The sequence below is a fragment of the Paenarthrobacter sp. NPDC092416 genome (assembly GCF_044755025.1).
Lineage (GTDB): Bacteria > Actinomycetota > Actinomycetes > Actinomycetales > Micrococcaceae > Arthrobacter.
In genome coordinates, this window is sequence record NZ_JBIVQG010000006.1 from 264,589 (window position 1) to 282,203 (window position 17,615).

Consider the following 17,615-nt stretch of genomic DNA (forward strand, 5'->3'; position numbering starts at 1 on the left):
CCGCACGGACCGCAAGAACCGTGCCATGCCTTCATTATCTGCCCCACAGCAAACTCTTTCCACAAGGATGCGTCGAACCCGGTTCAACCTTCCTCCGGCCGAGAGCATACTAAGGGTATGACCGATCGTGACGATTTCCTTGCCTGGGTCACGTCCGAACTGCGCCACGCAGAACTGGCCCTCCACAACGGCGACCCGGCCCCACGCCGGGCTCTCTGGTCCCGCAGCGAACCCGTGAGTGTTCTGGGTGCGTGGCGGAATGCTCTGGGGCAGCACGCCCTGAACACACTCTTCGCTGAACTGGGGAAGAGCTTCTCCAATTGCACATCGTACGAATTCGAGTTGCAGGCACATGACGTCGTGGGCGACATGGCCTACACAGTTGGCTTGGAGCACACCTCAACCTCCGTCAACGGCGAACCGCGAACGTATGTCCTCCGCGCCACCCAGGTGTATCGCCGTGAGGGTGGCGAATGGAAAGTGGCGCATCGGCACGCAGATACCGTTACCGGGTGACACGGCACCAATCCACAGTTTCGCCGCAATAGGCTACCGGGTCTCCCCTGGCCGCGGCCCACGACGTCGATAGTCACTAGCAGGTCACCGGTCGCCCTGAACGCCTTCACGACCCGGGCCCTTAACCCGGAACCTACGACCCGACGGCGTCCTGGCCGAGACGCGCACCTTGACGGTGTCACAGTCGAGCGTTGGAACTTCGAGGGTGGCGCCGAGCGGCGCCTCTGCGAACTGGCCTTGCCGCTTGCTTCAAGGTGCTTTCAGCCAGGGCGCTGGCACCCACGGGCTGGCGCTGGTGAGGTATCCGGATATGGGTCTGACAGGTACTCTCACATGGTCATCGCAATGGGTATTACAGGGTTATCTCACGTCACCCGCTGTGGCGGCAATTGACCTTGGGGTTGTGTGCTTGTGAGCCGCGGGATGATCTGTCAGAGTTGCGGCATGGAAAGTACAAAAGGTCTGGCGGTCTCGTTAGTTGAGGAGGACGTTCCGTCGGCGACGCCGGATCAAACGCGCGCCGAGTTGTTGGAGCGCACCGGCCGTTCGGCTGCTCCGATTCTCAAGGCCTTTGTGCAGAACCCCGATCGGAGGATCAAAGACCGCTCAGGACCTTTGAGCGAATTCGTGCGGAACGGCGACCTCCGAGGTCTTCGGGCGTTCCTTCTGCTTCACGCCATGATCAGCAGCGGCGGCAAGGATCACCATGATTGGAGCACTTCACTGCCGATTGGCGCCTGGGCGCGGGCCTTCGATACAACAGCTGCCGCCGACAAGGCCTCCGCCCGCGCGGCAGTCAGCAAGATCCTGCGTCGTTTGGAAGACAGGAAGCTCATCACGCGCGCACGTGTTGGGAAGAAACGACTCGTGAAGGTGACAATCCTGCGCCCTGACGGTCATGGTGGACCGTACACACGACCAGGCAAAGGGAACGCTGACCGATTCTTGCCGCTCGACAATACATTCTGGACCGACCATTGGTTCCAGCAGCTGAAATTGCCCGAGACGGCGATGCTGCTCGTCGCTTTGCACGAGAAGCCAGGATTCGAAGTTGCGACAGAGAAATTCCCCGAATGGTACGGGTGGTCAGCTGACACGGCTGAACGGGGTTTTGGTGTACTTGCTGACCTCGGACTGCTACGCATCGACAAAGAGAAGCGGACGTCAGCCCTTTCCGACACGGGGACAATGACAGTGAACATCTACACACTCACGGGCCCTTTCGCCCACAAACAGTCGGCTGCAGGGAAAGGACCCCAACGTGAAACTCCACGCCTGGGTGGATGAGAGCATGCGCACCGTCAACGTCAAAGAGCCGCTCTACATGCTCGCAGCCGCGGTGGCTGATCCTTCTTACTGCGACTCAGTGCGGCAAGAGCTTCGCTCAATGCTAACCAACGGCCCGAAGCTGCATTGGCGGGACATGGACACCAGAGCCAAGAAGCTCTCGATGAATCTTCTGCGTACTGTGGACGCGACTCACATTGTTGTCGTCGCAGCGCCGTTGGATCCGCGGCGACAAGAACGGGCACGGGCCAAGTGCATGGAGCGCCTCTTCGCCGAGCTCGGGAGTTTGGGGGTGAGCTCTGTGTTCTTGGAATCCCGCACCCGCTCCCTTAACGAACGGGACCTGCGTCTGGTCGATAAGCTGCGCGGTAGCAGGGCAATGCCCGCATCGTTGCGCGTGGAAGTCGAGCTTCCATCGGTGGAACCCATGCTGTGGATTCCGGACCAGATACTTGGGGCCATGGGAGACTCCGAAGCCGGCAATGACAAGTGGCTGAATCTCTTCTCGAGTCCCATCAGCCGACACGATATCTGAGGAACGAGCATTAAGCGCGAAAGCCAGGTCCCGTCATTCGGCGGGGATCCTGGCTTTAACTTCCCAACCCCCCGGCAGGAGGTGGGCTAAATCCATAGAACCGCACCCACGTTCGTGTGTCAAGACGCACCATACCGCCTATGGGGGTTAGCCGCTCAGTCCCCTGGCCGCGGCCTCCACACCACAACAGCCTGCGACCGCGCGCGGGGACGCTGCCCGCGGGCCAGGCTGACGACGTCGCCGGCTGCTCCCGCAGCGAAAATGCGCGCGTCCACGGGCGTGCGGCGGCGGGTCAGTTCTTCCGTCAACTCCGCCACGCGGTACTGCAGCGCGGCGACCTGGTTTTCGAGGTCCAGGATGCGTTTGATGCCCTCGAGCGAGACGCCGGATTGGGAGAGGCGCTGGACCTCCCGCAGTCTGTCGACGTCGTTCTGGGAGTAACGGCGAGACTTGCCGGGCGCGCGGCTCGGCGAGACGATGCCCAGGCGGTCGTACTGGCGCAACGTCTGCGGATGCATGTCGGCAAGCTCCGCAGCCACGGAGATGACGAAGATCGGCTGGTTGACGTCGATGCCCATGACCGCCTCCTTACAACCGGGCCTTCGCGGCCAGGTCGCGTCGCGGGTCGGCGTCGGCGGTCGCTTCGGCAAACGCCTTCACGGCCTCCTCCGCTTCCTTGTTCAGGTTCTGGGGGACCACGACGTCGATAGTCACCAGCAGGTCACCGGTCGCCTTGGACGTCTTCACGCCCCGGCCCTTGACCCGGAGCGTACGGCCGGACGGTGTCCCGGCCGGGACGCGCACCTTGACGGTGTCGCCGTCGAGCGTTGGAACCTCGATGGTGGCGCCGAGCGCCGCCTCGGAGAACGTGACCGGCACGTGGATGCGGATGTTCTCGCCGTCGCGGTGGAAGAAATCGTGCGGCTTCACGGCGACTGTGATGATGAGGTCGCCGTTGCCGGCCGGGCCTACGTTGCCCTTGCCGCGCTGGCGGACTTTCTGCCCGTCCTTGATGCCGGCGGGAATCTTGACGTCGATCACGTGGCCGTTGCTTTCACGCAGGCTGACCGTGGTCCCCTTGATGGAACCGGCGAACGAAATGGACGTTGTGGCGGTCCGGTCCGAGCCCTTCTGCGGCGCCCGCTGCTGGTAACCGGGCTGGCCACCACCGAATCCGCCACCAAAGAGGTCCGCGAACTCCGGAGGGATGCCGCCCGCGCCGGCAGGCTGACGGGCTCCGCCACCAAACAAGCCGCCGAAGAGGTCTTCGAAACCACCGTTGGCCCCGGCTCCCCCACGACCACCACCGGCCCCGGGAGCGAACCGAGCGCCACCCATGGCCCGGATAGCGTCATACTGCTGACGATCCTCAGCGCTGGACAGCACGGAATAGGCCTCGGAAATGTCCTTGAACCGCTTCTCCGCAGCAGCATCCCCGGAATTCGTATCGGGGTGGTACTGCCGGGCAAGCTTGCGGTAAGCCTTCTTAATATCCGCGTCGGACGCGTCCTTGGCGATACCAAGGATCGCGTAAAAATCCTTTTCAACCCAGTCCTGGCTGGCCAAGAGCGTTTCCTTTCTAAAACAAACAAGAGCGTACGGCGAGACTACCTGTTAGCCGTAGCGGATGAGGGGGCCCGGGAGTGGCTTCGGGCCTACCGGAGCGTGGCGGCTAAGTCCGTAGGACTAGAGCCGCCACGCGTAGGGGCGGGGCCCCCTCATCCGCGAAGGCGGAAGGCGAGACTACGCCGGGACAGCCACGATGACCTGGGCTGCACGCAGGACACGCTCACCCGAGCGGTATCCGGAGCGCAGCACCTGGCTGACCGTGTCAACCTCGATGTCCTCGCCCGGCTGCTGGATGAGTGCCTCGTGGATGGTGGGGTCGAATTCGACACCCGTTTCCGCGATGCGTTCCAGTCCGTACGTTTTCAGCGCATTCTCCAGCTTGGCGGCGATGGCGGCGAAGGGGCCGTCTTCGAGGTCACCGTGCTGGCGTGCGGCGTCGACGTCGTCCAGTACCGGGAGCAGGGAGTTCAGGACGCCGATGACGGCCATTTCCCCTGCGACGGCACGGTCGCGTTCGACGCGCTTGCGGTAGTTGACGTACTCAGCCTGCAGGCGAAGGAGGTCGTTGCGGAGTTCAGCCGCCTCGGCTTCTGCCGCGGCACCGGGAGCTACCGACTCCTCAGCCGGCACCTCTACCCCGTTGAGGATTTCCTCAGCCTGGGAGAGGGCGTCGCCGTCGGTGGGAGCCGCAGCTGCGCCTTCGGCGTGCCGTGCAGCTCCGGTCTCCGGGTCAACCTTGCGGTTGTCCCGAATCACCGGCTTACGCTGCTCGTTGCCTTCAGAGTGTTCTGCGTCGTTGCCGTGGTGAGGCATGGCTACTTCTTCGCTTCGTCTTCGTCGATGATCTCGGCGTCGACGATGTCCTCGTCGTCAGCCTTGTCACCAGCGGGAGCGCCTTCAGCACCGGCACCCGGAGCGTCAGCTGCAGCAGCCTGCGAGTAGATGGCTTCGCCGAGCTTGGTCTGGGAAGCCTGCAGCTTCTCGAACGCAGTCTTCACGGCGGCGTCGTCGGTGCCTTCGAGGGCAGACTTGAGGGCGTCGACGTCGGCCTTCACCTCGGTCTTGACCTCTTCCGGCAGCTTGTCGTCGTTTTCGGCGATCAGCTTCTCAACCGAGTAAGCCAGCTGCTCAGCGGAGTTGCGCGTGTCCGTAGCTTCGCGGCGGGCCTTGTCCTCTGCGGCGTGCTCCTCGGCTTCACGGACCATGCGGTCGATGTCTTCCTTGGAGAGTGCAGTGCCACCGGTGATGGTCATGGACTGTTCCTTGCCGGTGCCCTTGTCCTTGGCGGACACGTGGACGATGCCGTTGGCGTCGATGTCGAAAGTGACCTCGACCTGCGGAACGCCGCGCGGTGCCGGAGCGATGCCGGTCAGTTCGAACGTGCCCAGCGGCTTGTTGTCGCGGGTGAATTCACGCTCGCCCTGGAAGACCTGGATGGCCACGGACGGCTGGTTGTCGTCAGCGGTAGTGAAGGTCTCCGAACGCTTGGTGGGGATTGCGGTGTTGCGCTCGATCAGGTGCGTCATGACGCCACCCTTGGTTTCGATACCGAGGGACAGCGGGGTGACGTCGATGAGGAGAACGTCCTTGCGCTCGCCCTTCAGGACGCCGGCCTGCAGTGCTGCGCCAACGGCCACAACCTCGTCCGGGTTGACGCCCTTGTTGGGCTCCTTGCCGCCAGCGAGTTCCTTGACGAGCTCGGAGACAGCAGGCATACGGGTGGAGCCACCGACGAGGACGATGTGGTCGATGTCAGAAACCTTGATGCCGGCTTCGGCGATAACGTCGTGGAACGGCTTCTTGGTGCGGTCCAGCAGATCCTTGGTGAGGTCCTGGAACTTGGCACGGGTGAGCTGCTCATCCAGGTGGACCGGGCCGTCGGGGGTGACGGAGAGGTACTGGAGGGAGATGTTGGTGCTGGTGGAGGAGGACAGTTCCTTCTTGGCCTGCTCCGCAGCTTCACGCAGACGCTGGAGGGCGATCTTGTCCTTGGAGAGGTCGATGCCCTTGATCTTGAGCTGGCTCAGGAGCCACTCGACAACGCGGTTGTCCCAATCGTCGCCACCGAGGCGGTTGTCACCGGCGGTTGCGCGGACCTGGATGGTGGAGAAGTTGTCTTCGTCCTTGCCAACCTCGAGGAGGGAGACGTCGAAGGTTCCGCCACCGAGGTCGAAGACCAGGATGAGTTCGTCTTCCTTGCCCTTGTCCAGGCCGTAGGCCAGTGCAGCCGCGGTGGGCTCGTTGACAATGCGGAGTACGTTGAGGCCTGCGATTTCGCCGGCTTCCTTGGTGGACTGGCGCTCGGCGTCGTTGAAGTAGGCCGGAACGGTGATCACAGCGTCGGTGACCTTTTCACCCAAGTAGCTCTCGGCGTCGTTCTTAAGCTTCATGAGGATACGCGCGGAGATTTCCTGCGGCGTGTACTTCTTGTCATCGATGGCGACAGTCCAGTCGGTGCCCATGTGGCGCTTGACGGAAGCGATGGTGCGGTCGATGTTGTTGACGGCCTGGCGCTTGGCGATTTCGCCAACCAGGACTTCGCCGGACTTGGAGAACGCAACGACCGACGGCGTGGTGCGGCCGCCTTCTGCGTTGGCGATAACGGTGGGCTCGCCACCTTCGAGAACAGAGACCACGGAGTTGGTGGTTCCGAGGTCGATACCTACTGCACGTGACATATCTTGTTTTCCTTTCAATGGCCGATGTTGAAGATTGCACCCGTCAAAGCTCTCCGCTGGGCGGCTGGTTTCATCGGGAGGCCACTCAACAATCGGCTAGTTGAGCGTTCTGCACTCAACTGTACTCAGCCTCGGAACAAAGTCAATCCAAAGTTGAGTGAAGTACGCTCAACTTTGCGTTTTGAGGCTCGGACATCCCCGGAATCACGAGGTTTTTGGGCTGGTTTCGCCCAGCGTGAACTGCCAGGTTGTGGTCACGCGGGGATCTGATCGTCCTCAACGGTCCTGGTGGCATCTGCAGGGGCATCCAGCGGCTCCGGTTTGTAGACCCAGGCCACCAGCACCACGGAGATGATCATCAGCAGGAACCACGCCAGCAGCTTGTCGATCGACACCGCGTGCCAGCCGTCCAGTTGGTTCGGATACAGCCAGGCGCGGGACCACGTGCCGATGTTCTCAGCGAGCCAAATGAACAACGCCACCAGGAAGAACGACAGCAGGATGGGCATGCGGAAGCGGCGCCGGAACACCCGGAAGTGCATCACACACCTTCCGTAAACCAGTACGACGGCGGCAAGCAGCACCCAGCGCGCGTCGGCGATGAAGTGGTGCGAGAAGAAATTTACATAGATCGCACCGGCAACAATGGCCGTGATCCAGCGGTGGGGGTAACGATCGAAACGGAGGTCGAAGAGCCGGTAAACCCTCACCATGTAGGACCCCACGGCGGCGTACATGAATCCGCTGAACAGCGGAACGGCGCCGATCCTCAGCACCCCTTCGGCGTCGTACATCCAGGAACCCACGTCCGTCTTGAACAGCTCCATGACGGTACCCACCACGTGGAACAGCAGGATCACCCGCAGCTCCCGGAACGTCTCCAGCTTGAAGGAGATCATCAGGATCTGGATGACCACGGCGGCGATGGTCAGGAAGTCGTTGCTGGCAAGCCCGGCATCGGCCGGATACCAGAGGCGCACCCCGATGATCACAGCCAACAGCGCGGCACCGAAGACGCATGCCCACGCCTGCTTGAGCCCAAACACCACGAACTCAGTGAGCCCGGAACGCAGGCGGCCACCGCGGGCGCGGTCCAGGTAGCGGTGGGCGAGGCGGTCGATTGCCTGCTCAACGGACGTGGAGCTACGCATGCTTCACCCCGGGCTTCGTAACCGCCGGCTCCAGCTGGCGAAGGTAGTAGTCCTTGGGCCAGTGCCGGATCCGCTGCGGCAATCGCGGATAAACCAGCCCTACGAGCCGCATGGTCCGACCGAAACTCCGGGCATGGCGGGGACTCCACGTAAAGCCGAAGCCTTCGCGCAGGTGATCAGGAAGCAGCCCCGCAGTAAGGAAACGGGCAAGAGGCATGGCCAGCCGCATGAGCGCCGGACCACCCACGGGATAGAGGAGGTCCTGGGCAACCCTCCTCGCTTTTTCATCCGGCTGCAGCCGTTGAACAGAGGACGTCCAGTACTCGGCAAAGGCTGCCCGGTTCGCTGGCCACAGCTGCGGAGGAAGTTGCAGCGCGGTGCCGATTTTCGCGTACTCACGGTAGATGCGATCGGCGGTATCGCCGTCGAGCGGGCCATGGATTTGTTCGTAGACGGTGACGGCGGTGTCGTAGAGGGTGGCCACCACCCAAAGCTGGGACTCGGCGTCAAACGCGTTGTAGCCGTTGGATGCACCCTCAGCGGCGCGGCGAACCGGCGCGTGGGCACGGTTCACGGCCCGGCGAACCGCGGTCAGTTGCTCCTCCGAGCCATAGACAACCGCGTAGACATACGTCATGGTTGCGCGCAGCCGATCCATGGGCCGCTCGGCGAAATTGCTATGCTCGGCCACACCATGCCCCACCTTGGGATCGGCAATCTGCAGCAGGATGGCACGACCGGCACCGGCGAGCAGGACGCCCTCCGCACCGATATCCGCCAGTCCTCGAGCCATCCTGATACTTTACCGTCCGCGGCTTAGAGCCCCACGACGCCCTGGAGTACGCCCAGCTGGTGGGCGAAGAGTTCGTCTCGCGCGGCGAAGGTGTCAGCACCGTATTGCCCGAACACTTCGAAGCTGATCGCCCCGAACACCGACGTCCACACCAGCACACCGCGCGCCAACGACGCATCAGGCACAGCGAGGCCCAGTTGGGTGCGGATGTTCACCATGTCTTCGGCCAACTTTGGCGGAAGTACGACGGCGGGCGGCACTTCCGCGGTCAGGGCGCCTGCGCGATAGGCGGCGTCGAAGATGCTCACGAGCTTCAAAATGACCCGCGTTCCGGGACCCGTGGTCCGCTCGCCGGGGGCCTGATACCCGGGCACCGGGCTACCGAAGAGCAATGCGTAACTGGCAGGCTCGCGGAGGGCCCACCACCGGACCGCGTTACCGAGTGCCCTGAATTGGCCGGCGAAGTCTTCTGCGGGGAGGGCATCAACGGCAGCGTCCACCTCGTCGCCCAGTTCGTTGTAGGCATCAATCAGGAGCAGCGTCAGGAGCTCATCACGATTCTCCACGTAGCGATAAACAGCCGAGGACACCACGCCCAGGTCTCTGGCGACGGCACGCAGCGACAATGCGGCGGCTCCGTGGACGGCTAAATGTTCGCGCCCCAAGCGCACGATGTCGGCGATGGTCCGGGTCCGTGCACGCTCGCGGGGAGTGGGCGGTTTGGCCTTGGTTTCGGCGGAGGTCATGGACCCAGCTTGCCACAACAGAGAGCGCCGTCAACAAATGAGAGCAGTGCTCTTGACTTTTGATGATCAACGGATCATTCTGAATTGAGAGAGCAGTGCTCTCCTTTAGAAGCCAAAATGATCAGGAAGCGAGCACCCCATGTACGTCGTCACAGGAGCAGGCCCCGTCGGCTGGACCGTCGCAGAGCAACTCGCCGAACAGGGACACCAAGTCCGCATCCTGACCCGCTCCGGGAGCGGACCGGACCACCCGCTTGTTGAACGCCTGCGGGTGGACGTCTCGGATCCCGCCCAACTCAGCAAAGCCTTCGATCACGCCGAGGCAGTCTTCCATTGCATCCACGGCTCGGCTTACCGCGCCGCTGCGTGGGCGGCCGAACTCCCCCGGGCCGAGCAAGTGGTGATGGATGCAGCGGCAGCCGCGGGCGCCGTCGTCGTCTTTCCCGAAAGCCTCTACTCCTACAGCGAGCCTGACCTTGTGATGACCGAGGCGGGTCCGCGCGAGGCGTCGGGTGGCAAGCGCGGCGTTCGGACCGGGTTGCTGAAGGCACGCCAGGCCCATGCGGCGGACACTGTGAGCGTGGTTGCGGGAGATTTCTTCGGCCCCCGGGTGAAGATGGCGCATGGCGGCGAGCGGATGGTGTCGCCGATCCTGGCGGGGAAGCCACTGCAGGTTGTCGGGAGCACCGCCCAGCCGCACTCCTTCACGTACGTCCCTGACCTGGTGGCCGCCATGATCGCCGCTGCGCAGAATCCCAAGCTCTGGAACAAAGTGCTGCATGCGCCCACCGGACCTGCCGTGACTCAGCGCGAGCTTGCCGCGGCGTTCGCGGCAGCCGCCGGCGTTTCCGCACCCAAGGTGAGTGCCATCCCGGGGTGGATGCTCCGGGCTCTTGGTGTCTTCTCCGTCGACATGCGGGAACTGGCCGAATTGCTGTACCAGTTCGAGCGGCCCTTCGTCATGGATTCCTCGGAAAGCCAGAGGCTCCTGGGCCTGGACCCAACCCCTTTGCAAGACGCTGCGGCGGCGTCGGTGGCGTGGTGGAGGGACGCCGTCCGGCAGCCGAAATAGGTTACAGCGGCGTGCGAATGTCTGAAAATGTTCGAATCATGGATTTCCCCGTCACTGGCTGAAACGCTGGGGGCAGTGCACAGGACGTCTCCGGAACGTCCCGGACTGCACTAAGCCACTCTTGGAAACACCCCCCCAACGGGACACTCAATGAGGAGATCTTCCATGTCCACATTCGCCATCAATCGTCGTCAATTGCTGCAGACCGGGGGCATCGGCGGGCTTGCCGTAGCACTGTCAGCAATGTCCTCAGGCGCGGCCCAGGCAGCCAGGCCACAGACCGCAATCGGCCCGCAGATCACAGACCTCGGACCCGCAGTAGTTCAGTTCTCGCTTATGAGTTCGCTGCTGGTTGGCGACACCGTCTACATCGGATCCCGCAACCTGAACCCTGTGCGGATCATCGGCTTCCACCTCCCAACCCGCACCATCACCTCGCGGACAGACCTTGGCTCGGGTTACAGCATCCAAGCCCTGGCTGCTGACCCCACGGGCCGCTACCTTTACGCCGGCGTGCTCCGCGATGGAATTGACGGAAAACCGAATATCTACCGTTGGGACCTGAGCACTCCCAACCAGCCGGCGGTGGGAGTAGGCGAAACCGGCGACCGGGACATCCGTGCCCTGACCGTGGCTCCTGACGGCAAGGTCTACGCTGCCGGTGGCGGATTGACCACCAATGCACCGTCCCTATGGGAATACGATCCCGCCACGAATGCCGTGACCAGCTGGGGCGTTCCGGATCCGGGAGCCACGATTGCGCAGGCTGTGGCCGCCACCGACACCACCGTGTACTTCGGCACAGGCAGCACTTTGGGTGGTGGCAACGGCTCAAGCCCGGGCCGGCTGTTCGCGTTCGACCGAGCCACCAAGACATCCACCAACATTCTCCCGGCAGAGGTAGCAACAGGCGTTTCCGTCACCTCCCTGAGCGTGTTGGACGGGCAACTGGGTGTCGGCGTGAAGGGCCCCGGCAAGTCGGTGTTGATCAACCTGGCCGATCCCTCCAAGTACACCATCATCGCCAAGACCGGCGTGATGTTCCGTCAGCTGGGGAATCAGGTCTTCTTCGTCAAGGAACCTGGCGTCTGGTCCTACAACATGACCACCAAGAAGATCACGCAAATCCTCACGGAGGACGTCGGCGCAATGTGGGGCCTGGACGTCTACAACGGCAAGGCATTGACGGTGTCCTCCTACGACGTCATTGAGGTGGATCCCGTGACGAAGACCGCGGCCAAGTATGACCTGACGCAGGCAGGGGCACCTGGCGGGCCGCAACTTTGCATGGGCCTCGCAGCGGGCGCCGGCGACGTTTACGTGGGTGGTACCGGAACCATTGCCCGGCACCAACTGGCCACGGAACAGGTGTCTTACCTCCGGGCCACGGGCGAGGCCAAGGACGCGGTGGTGGTTGGCGGGGTTCTCTTCACGGGACAATACAACTCCCGGGGTATCTACTCCTACGATCCTTCAACCGGCCAGCTCCCCTACCAAGTAGCTGCTCTCCCCGCCGGGCAAAACCGCCCACTGGACGTGTGCTGGGACGCCGTCAACGGTCTGGTGATCGCGGGCGCCCAGAATGACACCGGCGGTGGCGGATGCTTCGCCGCCTACAACCCCGTCACAACGCAGGTCACCACCAAGGTCAACCCGATCGACTCACTTCAGATGGTCCGCGCCGTGGCCACCAAGGACGGCGTGGCCTACCTCGGCGGGGACAACATCTACTCCGATGGTCCGCGGAGCACTGTAGTCGCTTGGGATCCGGTAGCCAATCAGGAACTGTGGCGCCTTGACCCCGGTCAGACTGCCGGCATCGCCGCGCTGGCCATCCAGGGAAAGTACCTCTATGGCATGTCCCGGCGGGCTGCCGGCCTTTTCGTCATTGACCTGGACACCCGCCAAGTGGTTCACCAAGGCGATCTGAGCAGCGTGTGCACGGACTTCGGGGCCCTTCAGGTCAGCCGCGGGACCGTCTACGGCGTCTCGGACACCACCGTTTTCCGCATCGATCCGATCACCTTCGCAGTGTCCGTTGTGGTGCCCGGCATCAACGGCGGCTGGTACAGCGGGCCGCACATCACCGCTGACGAGGATGGCTTCCTGTACACGCTGCAGGGCCCCAACCTGGTCCGGATTGATGACAAAGGATTCATGCAAACCATGAGGCAGAAGGCCTGACCCACCCCCTGCACCTGACGGTTGTTGTCGTTTTGAGCGAAAGCTCAGAACGACAACAACCGCTGACCAGTCACGCTGGCAAAGATTCGCCCGCCTCGGTGTCGCTTGGCTGCGACTCCCTGGCTGTAAACAGTCCTGCCAGCACCGAGCACGCAGCTCCCCTGGCTAACGCAACGGGGTGGGCAACGGCAGTATCAAACAATGGAGGCGGAGTATTCGCGTGGTCGTACTGACACAGAAACGCCTGTTTGGTCTGCTCAGCAAAGCTCCCCAGGTCGGCTTCTGGAGCGAAGCCGACCACAACTTGTTCAGGCCCAAGGACTTTCGCGGTGTTCGCCATGCCGATACCCAAGTGGAGGGCGGCGTCGGCAATCAGGCTGGAATCGGCGTCGGGATTTACCTCCCGGTTGTGGCCGTTGCGCTCCAGTTCCCGCTGCATGCCCCAGAGGCTGCCGCGGGTTTCAAAGCAGTCTTCGGCGCCGCAGTGGCACGGCCTGGCGGGCTCGGGTCCGGTGATGGCGCGCGAGTGGGCGAAGCCTCCCGCGGAGCCATTGAAGCCGCGCTGGATGCGACCCTCAACCACGACGGCGGCGCCCAGGCTGGTGCCGACGCTGAAGATGATCAGCTCGCGGCCCTTGAAGGAGCCGTCGAAGAGCAGCCCGCGCGCGTAGGCGTTGACGTAGCTGTCGATGATGACCGGCTGGTCAGCGACGTCTTCAAGGAGCCCTTGGAACGCAACATCCGTCCAGTCCATGGCCCCGCTGTGCCGCACAAGGCCGCTGGCTTGGTCCACCACGCCGGAGAGGGCCACCCCGATGCCGATCAGCCTCGGCGCCATGCCACCGGCGGCAGCGCGGACTGCTCGGGCGGCGGCAGCGGCGGCGTCGCCAGGGTCAGTCGACGCCAATGGCTCGCTGTGCGTGGCCACGGCTTCACCGCGCAGATCCACGACGACAGCGTGCGCCTCTGTAGCGGACAGCCTCACCCCTGCCGCGAACACACCTTCGCGGCCGAGCTCGAGAAGGCGGGCAGGCCGACCTCCCGTACCGTGCACGATCTCCGTTTCGACCAGCAATCCGGCGTGGACGAGCTTGCCCGCAATGCCGGTCACACTGGCCGCGCTCAGCCCGGTCTGGACGGCGATCCTGGCCCGGGACACAGGCGCTTGCGTGCGGACGATATCCAGCACCAGCGCCTCATTGATCTCACGGATCAGGGCCTTGCTGCCTGCGCGTGGCTTCATTGCTCGTGGCTCCTCTTGTTGCGCCGCATGGGACCTCCCCCATTCTGGCATCCACAGCCGGATGCTTTCCCACTTCCATTGTACTTACTTTAGTCATTGACAAAAGTAAGTACAGCTGGCAATCTCGACCCATGAACAACAACAACGGCGTTGCATCGACACCTTCGCCACCCACCACACCCCGGCTGAGGATTCTGCTGAGCATCCCGGACACGGAACGGGCGGCCTTCATCTCCCCCGAAATCCGGGAGGCACTGAACGACCTCGGCGAGATCACTGAAATCGCCCCGGCCGAACTCCAGACCTTGGAAGCCTTCGCCGCTGCCGCCGCGGATAAGGATGCGTTCATCACCGCTTGGGGATTCCCGCGGCTCGACGCCGAGCACCTCGCCCTCGCTCCGCATCTCAAGTGCGTTGTCCACGCCGCGTCATCTCTGCACGCGCTGGTCAGCGACGCTTTCTGGGCCACTGGCATCCCCATCACCCAGGCCGGCGCAGCGATGGCTCCGGCGGTCGCTGAACTCTCGCTCACGTTCACACTGAATCTGCTGCGCCGCGTCCACCAACTCGATCACCGTCTCCGCACCGGCGTCACCTGGGTAGACGCCAGGAACGTCCCACGGGCCCGCGAAATCTCAGGTGCCCGGATCGGCGTGGTGGGCGCATCCCGCACAGGTCGCCGCTACATCGACGCCTGCAGGGCACTTGGTGCAGTTATCCGTGTTTACGATCCGTACCTACTTAAGGGCGATCCGCTCTCGGCAAGCGCCGCCACCCTCCACGATGTAATGGCCACGAGCGATGTGGTAGCCGTCCATGCCCCGGCCACCAAGGAAACTGAAGGACTTATCGGCGCCGCCGAACTCTCACTGCTGGCGGACGGTGCCGCGTTGATCAACACGGCCCGCTCCACGATCGTGGACATGGAAGCCCTCTACAAAGAGGTTCATTCAGGCCGGATCGATGCTGCGCTGGATGTCTTCGACGAAGAACCTTTGCCTGCCGACGACCCCTGGCGCTCCCTGCCGAACGCGCTCCTCACGCCCCACCTTGGAGGAGCCACCGTGGATTCCAGGCGCCGGGCCGGCGGAATCATAGTGGACGAACTCCGCCGCTTCATCAGCGGCGACCCCATGGAACATGCCCTCTCCCGGACCGACCTCGAAAGGATGGGATAGCCAGCATGCGCAACATCCTCCTGATCCACTGCCACGACCTCGGCCGGTTCCTGGGCACGTACGGAGTGGAAACCGTCTCCACCCCGAACCTGGATGCCTTGGCTGACGAATCCTCGCTTTTCGAGCAGGCCTTCGCAACTGCCCCGCACTGCAGTCCGGCCCGTGCCTCTCTCTTCACCGGCACGTATCCCCAGACCAATGGGGTCTTGGGTCTGACTCACGAGCCCTTTGGCTGGGATCTCAAGGAGCCGTCCCTGCACATTGCCTCCAGGTTGAGAGCTGTCGGCTACCAAACCGAACTGGTTGGTGTGCACCACGAATCGCGGGTTTTGGCCGATGACGTGGTGGCCAGCCGGCTCGGGTTTGACCGCGCCCGCACGGGAGGTGCCCGGGACGTCGTCGTGAGTCGCGCAACCGACGCGCTGCGTCGCATGTCCGGCAGCGATCGGCCCTTCTACCTGCAGGTAGGCTTCACCGAACCGCACCGCGTACCGTCCGAGCGCGACCGTCCCGGGGTCATGGGCTTCCTGGCCGACGGCGTGGAGCCGGACGTCTCTTTGGGACACACCGTGCCTGCCCACTTGGTTGACGACGACGGCGCACGCGAGGAAATCGCCGAGCTGCAGGGCGCCGTGAAGCACATGGATCAGGGCGTCGGCAGCATCCTCGCCGAACTCGATTCCCTCGGCTTGCGGGACGAGACGCTGGTGGTGTTCACCACCGATCACGGCCTTGCGCTCCCCCGCGCCAAATGCACACTGTACGACGCCGGGCTGGGCGTTGCGCTGATGGTTCGCCATCCCAGCAACACGGCGTGGGCCGGGAGACGCGTGGCGGACATCGTCAGTCACGTGGACGTCCTGCCCACCTTGCTGGATCTGGCCGGGCTGCCGCTTCCCGACGGCCTGGCCGGCACCAGCCTGCGGCCTGCGGTCGAAACAGATGAAGCGCCACGCAGCCACTGTTTCAGCCAGCTCACCTACCACACGTACTACGACCCCAAACGGTCAGCGCGAACATCCACGCACAAACTGATCGTCAACTTCTCCAACGCACCACGCGCCATGGATCCCACACAATCGTGGATCCACCGCAGCCTGCCGGCAGACCTGGGCGGGCCAACCATCGGCACCAGCCCCGCGGTGGAACTCTACGACCTCACAACTGACCCCGAGGAACTGGACAACATCGCCGGTAATCCGGACCAGTCGGAGATCTTCCTGGATCTTTCGGCTGCCCTCTTCGACTGGATGCGGGAATGCGGCGATCCCCTCCTCACCGCCCCCGCAGCAGCCAGCCGACACCAGCTCGCCCTTAGCGCCATCCAAGAAGCCACCCTCACCCGAAAGTAGCCACCATGTTCACACGAAAGATGCACCGCACCGCTCTGGCAACAGCCGCCGTCGTCACCGCCGCGTTGACGCTCACCGCGTGCGGTTCCGCCGCTTCCTCAACGTCCGACGGCGGCCAGGCCACCGGCAAGGTGACGCTCTGGATGTACCCCGTTATCAAGGACGAGACGGCCAGCAAGAAGTTCTGGCAGGACACTGAAGCCAGCTTCGAGAAAGCCAATCCGGGAATCGACCTGACAATCGAACTCCAGACGTTCGACAAGCGTGACGCCCAGATCTCGGCGGCGCTGGCCGCTGGCTCGGGACCCGACGTCGTTCTTATTACGCCCGACCAGGCCGCCACCTACCGCAACGTTCGCGGTCTGCTGCCGGTGGACAAGGCCGTGGAGCAGGACAAGGACAGCTTCTATCCCGGCACACTGGAGGCAGCGACGTTCGACCACGAACTGTTCGGCGTTCCGCTGTTCCAGAACATCAACACAACGGCCTACAACACCAGGATTTTTGCGGATGCGGGTGTCCCGCTACCCAAGACTTGGGATGACCTGCGTACTGCCGCGCCGGTACTGGCCAAGAAGGGCGTTGCCGTGATGGATTACGCCGGCAGCCCCGAACAAACCCTGAACCTGTCGTTCTATCCCCTGCTGTGGCAGGCAGGCGGTTCGGTGTTCACCGATGACGCCAAGGACATCGCGTTCGACTCGGAGGCCGGCGTCTCGGCACTGCAACTACTCATGGACCTCAAGAAGCTCGGCGGACTCCCCGTGGATGCTGCCACCGACGGGCCCAAGGTTGAAGGTGCGCCGATCGCCACCGGAAAAGCGGCCATGCGTGCCACAACTTCCCTGCCGGAACTGAAGCAGATGCGGGCCGCGCTCGGCGCCGAAAACGTTGCCTTGGGCGCGCCGCTGAAAGGCAAGGTCCAGGCCACATACGGCAACCCCGGGCTGCTCGCCCTGACCTCCATCAACAAGAAGGAGAACCGGGAAGCCGCGTACAAAGTGATGAGCTACCTGAGCTCGGCTGAGTCGCAGAAGGCCCTCAACGCGGCCGCCGGCAACCTTCCCACGCGCCCCGACGCCGCTGCCCTCGGCACAGACGCCGACTCGATCGCCATGGCCGAGGCACTGAAATCGGCCAACCCCGGCGAGTCGTCCCCGGTAGCCCGACAGGTCATGGGCGCCCTTGCACCGAATATCCAGGCAGCCCTTCGTGGCGATGTCACCGCCAAGGAAGCCCTGGACCGTGCCGCGAAGGAAGCCCGCGGCATCCTGCAGCGCTCGGCATCCTGATTCCTCCCCAGCGATTGGT

16 protein-coding genes and 1 pseudogene are annotated in these 17,615 nt (G+C 63.5%); 8 read left to right on the forward strand and 9 right to left on the reverse strand.

Annotated features, from left to right (window positions below; all coding sequences use genetic code 11):
• Window positions 1-117 precede the first annotated feature (117 nt).
• The gene (locus tag ACIQC5_RS13720; protein WP_400283104.1) at window positions 118-516 is read left to right on the forward strand and encodes a YybH family protein; all 399 of its coding nucleotides are present in this window, start codon (window positions 118-120) and stop codon (window positions 514-516) included.
• A 62-nt stretch (window positions 517-578) separates the two neighbouring features.
• Here ACIQC5_RS13720 and ACIQC5_RS13725 read toward each other — a convergent pair.
• Window positions 579-747: pseudogene (locus ACIQC5_RS13725) on the reverse strand (DnaJ C-terminal domain-containing protein); the annotation flags it as partial.
• 213 nt (window positions 748-960) lie between these two features.
• On the opposite strand from ACIQC5_RS13725, the gene ACIQC5_RS13730 reads away from it, so the two are divergent.
• A complete protein-coding gene (locus ACIQC5_RS13730; RefSeq protein WP_400283107.1) occupies window positions 961-1,803 on the forward strand; it encodes a hypothetical protein in 843 nt (280 codons plus the stop codon).
• Complete coding sequence (locus ACIQC5_RS13735; protein WP_400283109.1) at window positions 1,778-2,338, forward strand: hypothetical protein; 561 nt, start codon at window positions 1,778-1,780, stop codon at window positions 2,336-2,338. Before ACIQC5_RS13730 ends, ACIQC5_RS13735 begins: the two co-directional genes overlap by 26 nt.
• A gap of 155 nt (window positions 2,339-2,493) precedes the next feature.
• Here the strand turns inward: ACIQC5_RS13735 and ACIQC5_RS13740 are convergent, their stop codons facing one another.
• The 7 genes from ACIQC5_RS13740 to ACIQC5_RS13770 all read right to left on the reverse strand — a co-directional run bounded on the left by ACIQC5_RS13740 (window position 2,494) and on the right by ACIQC5_RS13770 (window position 9,275).
• Window positions 2,494-2,916: a heat shock protein transcriptional repressor HspR gene (locus ACIQC5_RS13740; RefSeq protein WP_400283112.1), complete on the reverse strand. Its 423-nt coding sequence runs from the start codon at window positions 2,914-2,916 to the stop codon at window positions 2,494-2,496.
• Window positions 2,917-2,926: 10 nt separating this feature from the next.
• Window positions 2,927-3,904 (reverse strand): DnaJ C-terminal domain-containing protein, encoded by a 978-nt coding sequence (locus tag ACIQC5_RS13745; RefSeq protein WP_400283115.1) that lies wholly within the window; start codon window positions 3,902-3,904, stop codon window positions 2,927-2,929.
• A gap of 177 nt (window positions 3,905-4,081) precedes the next feature.
• A complete protein-coding gene (locus tag ACIQC5_RS13750) occupies window positions 4,082-4,720 on the reverse strand; it encodes a nucleotide exchange factor GrpE (protein WP_400283117.1) in 639 nt (212 codons plus the stop codon).
• Between the two features lie 2 nt (window positions 4,721-4,722).
• Complete coding sequence (gene dnaK, locus ACIQC5_RS13755; RefSeq protein WP_400283120.1) at window positions 4,723-6,585, reverse strand: molecular chaperone DnaK; 1,863 nt, start codon at window positions 6,583-6,585, stop codon at window positions 4,723-4,725.
• Window positions 6,586-6,839: 254 nt separating this feature from the next.
• Window positions 6,840-7,736: a DUF817 domain-containing protein gene (locus ACIQC5_RS13760; protein ID WP_400283123.1), complete on the reverse strand. Its 897-nt coding sequence runs from the start codon at window positions 7,734-7,736 to the stop codon at window positions 6,840-6,842.
• Window positions 7,729-8,529, reverse strand: a complete 801-nt coding sequence (locus tag ACIQC5_RS13765) for an oxygenase MpaB family protein (RefSeq protein WP_400283126.1) — start codon at window positions 8,527-8,529, stop codon at window positions 7,729-7,731. The genes ACIQC5_RS13760 and ACIQC5_RS13765 overlap by 8 nt, the downstream gene beginning before the upstream one ends.
• Before the next feature lie 23 nt (window positions 8,530-8,552).
• Window positions 8,553-9,275: a TetR/AcrR family transcriptional regulator gene (locus ACIQC5_RS13770; protein ID WP_400283128.1), complete on the reverse strand. Its 723-nt coding sequence runs from the start codon at window positions 9,273-9,275 to the stop codon at window positions 8,553-8,555.
• Between the two features lie 139 nt (window positions 9,276-9,414).
• Here ACIQC5_RS13770 and ACIQC5_RS13775 point away from each other — a divergent pair, with 139 nt between their 5' ends.
• Window positions 9,415-10,347, forward strand: a complete 933-nt coding sequence (locus tag ACIQC5_RS13775; RefSeq protein WP_400283130.1) for an NAD-dependent epimerase/dehydratase family protein — start codon at window positions 9,415-9,417, stop codon at window positions 10,345-10,347.
• Between the two features lie 165 nt (window positions 10,348-10,512).
• The gene (locus tag ACIQC5_RS13780) at window positions 10,513-12,531 is read left to right on the forward strand and encodes a hypothetical protein (protein WP_400283133.1); all 2,019 of its coding nucleotides are present in this window, start codon (window positions 10,513-10,515) and stop codon (window positions 12,529-12,531) included.
• Between the two features lie 70 nt (window positions 12,532-12,601).
• Here ACIQC5_RS13780 and ACIQC5_RS13785 read toward each other — a convergent pair whose 3' ends face one another.
• Entirely contained in the window at window positions 12,602-13,774 is a 1,173-nt protein-coding gene (locus ACIQC5_RS13785) for an ROK family protein (protein WP_400283135.1), read from the reverse strand.
• A 131-nt stretch (window positions 13,775-13,905) separates the two neighbouring features.
• Between ACIQC5_RS13785 and ACIQC5_RS13790 the strand changes: the two genes are divergently transcribed.
• Genes ACIQC5_RS13790 through ACIQC5_RS13800 form a run of 3 tightly spaced genes read left to right on the forward strand, consistent with a single transcriptional unit; the run spans window position 13,906 to window position 17,596 of the window.
• Entirely contained in the window at window positions 13,906-14,952 is a 1,047-nt protein-coding gene (locus ACIQC5_RS13790) for a hydroxyacid dehydrogenase (RefSeq protein WP_400283138.1), read from the forward strand.
• A gap of 5 nt (window positions 14,953-14,957) precedes the next feature.
• Window positions 14,958-16,304, forward strand: coding sequence for a sulfatase (locus ACIQC5_RS13795; RefSeq protein WP_400283140.1), 1,347 nt, complete (start codon window positions 14,958-14,960; stop codon window positions 16,302-16,304).
• Between the two features lie 5 nt (window positions 16,305-16,309).
• Window positions 16,310-17,596 (forward strand): extracellular solute-binding protein, encoded by a 1,287-nt coding sequence (locus ACIQC5_RS13800; protein WP_400283142.1) that lies wholly within the window; start codon window positions 16,310-16,312, stop codon window positions 17,594-17,596.
• Window positions 17,597-17,615: the final 19 nt, after the last annotated feature.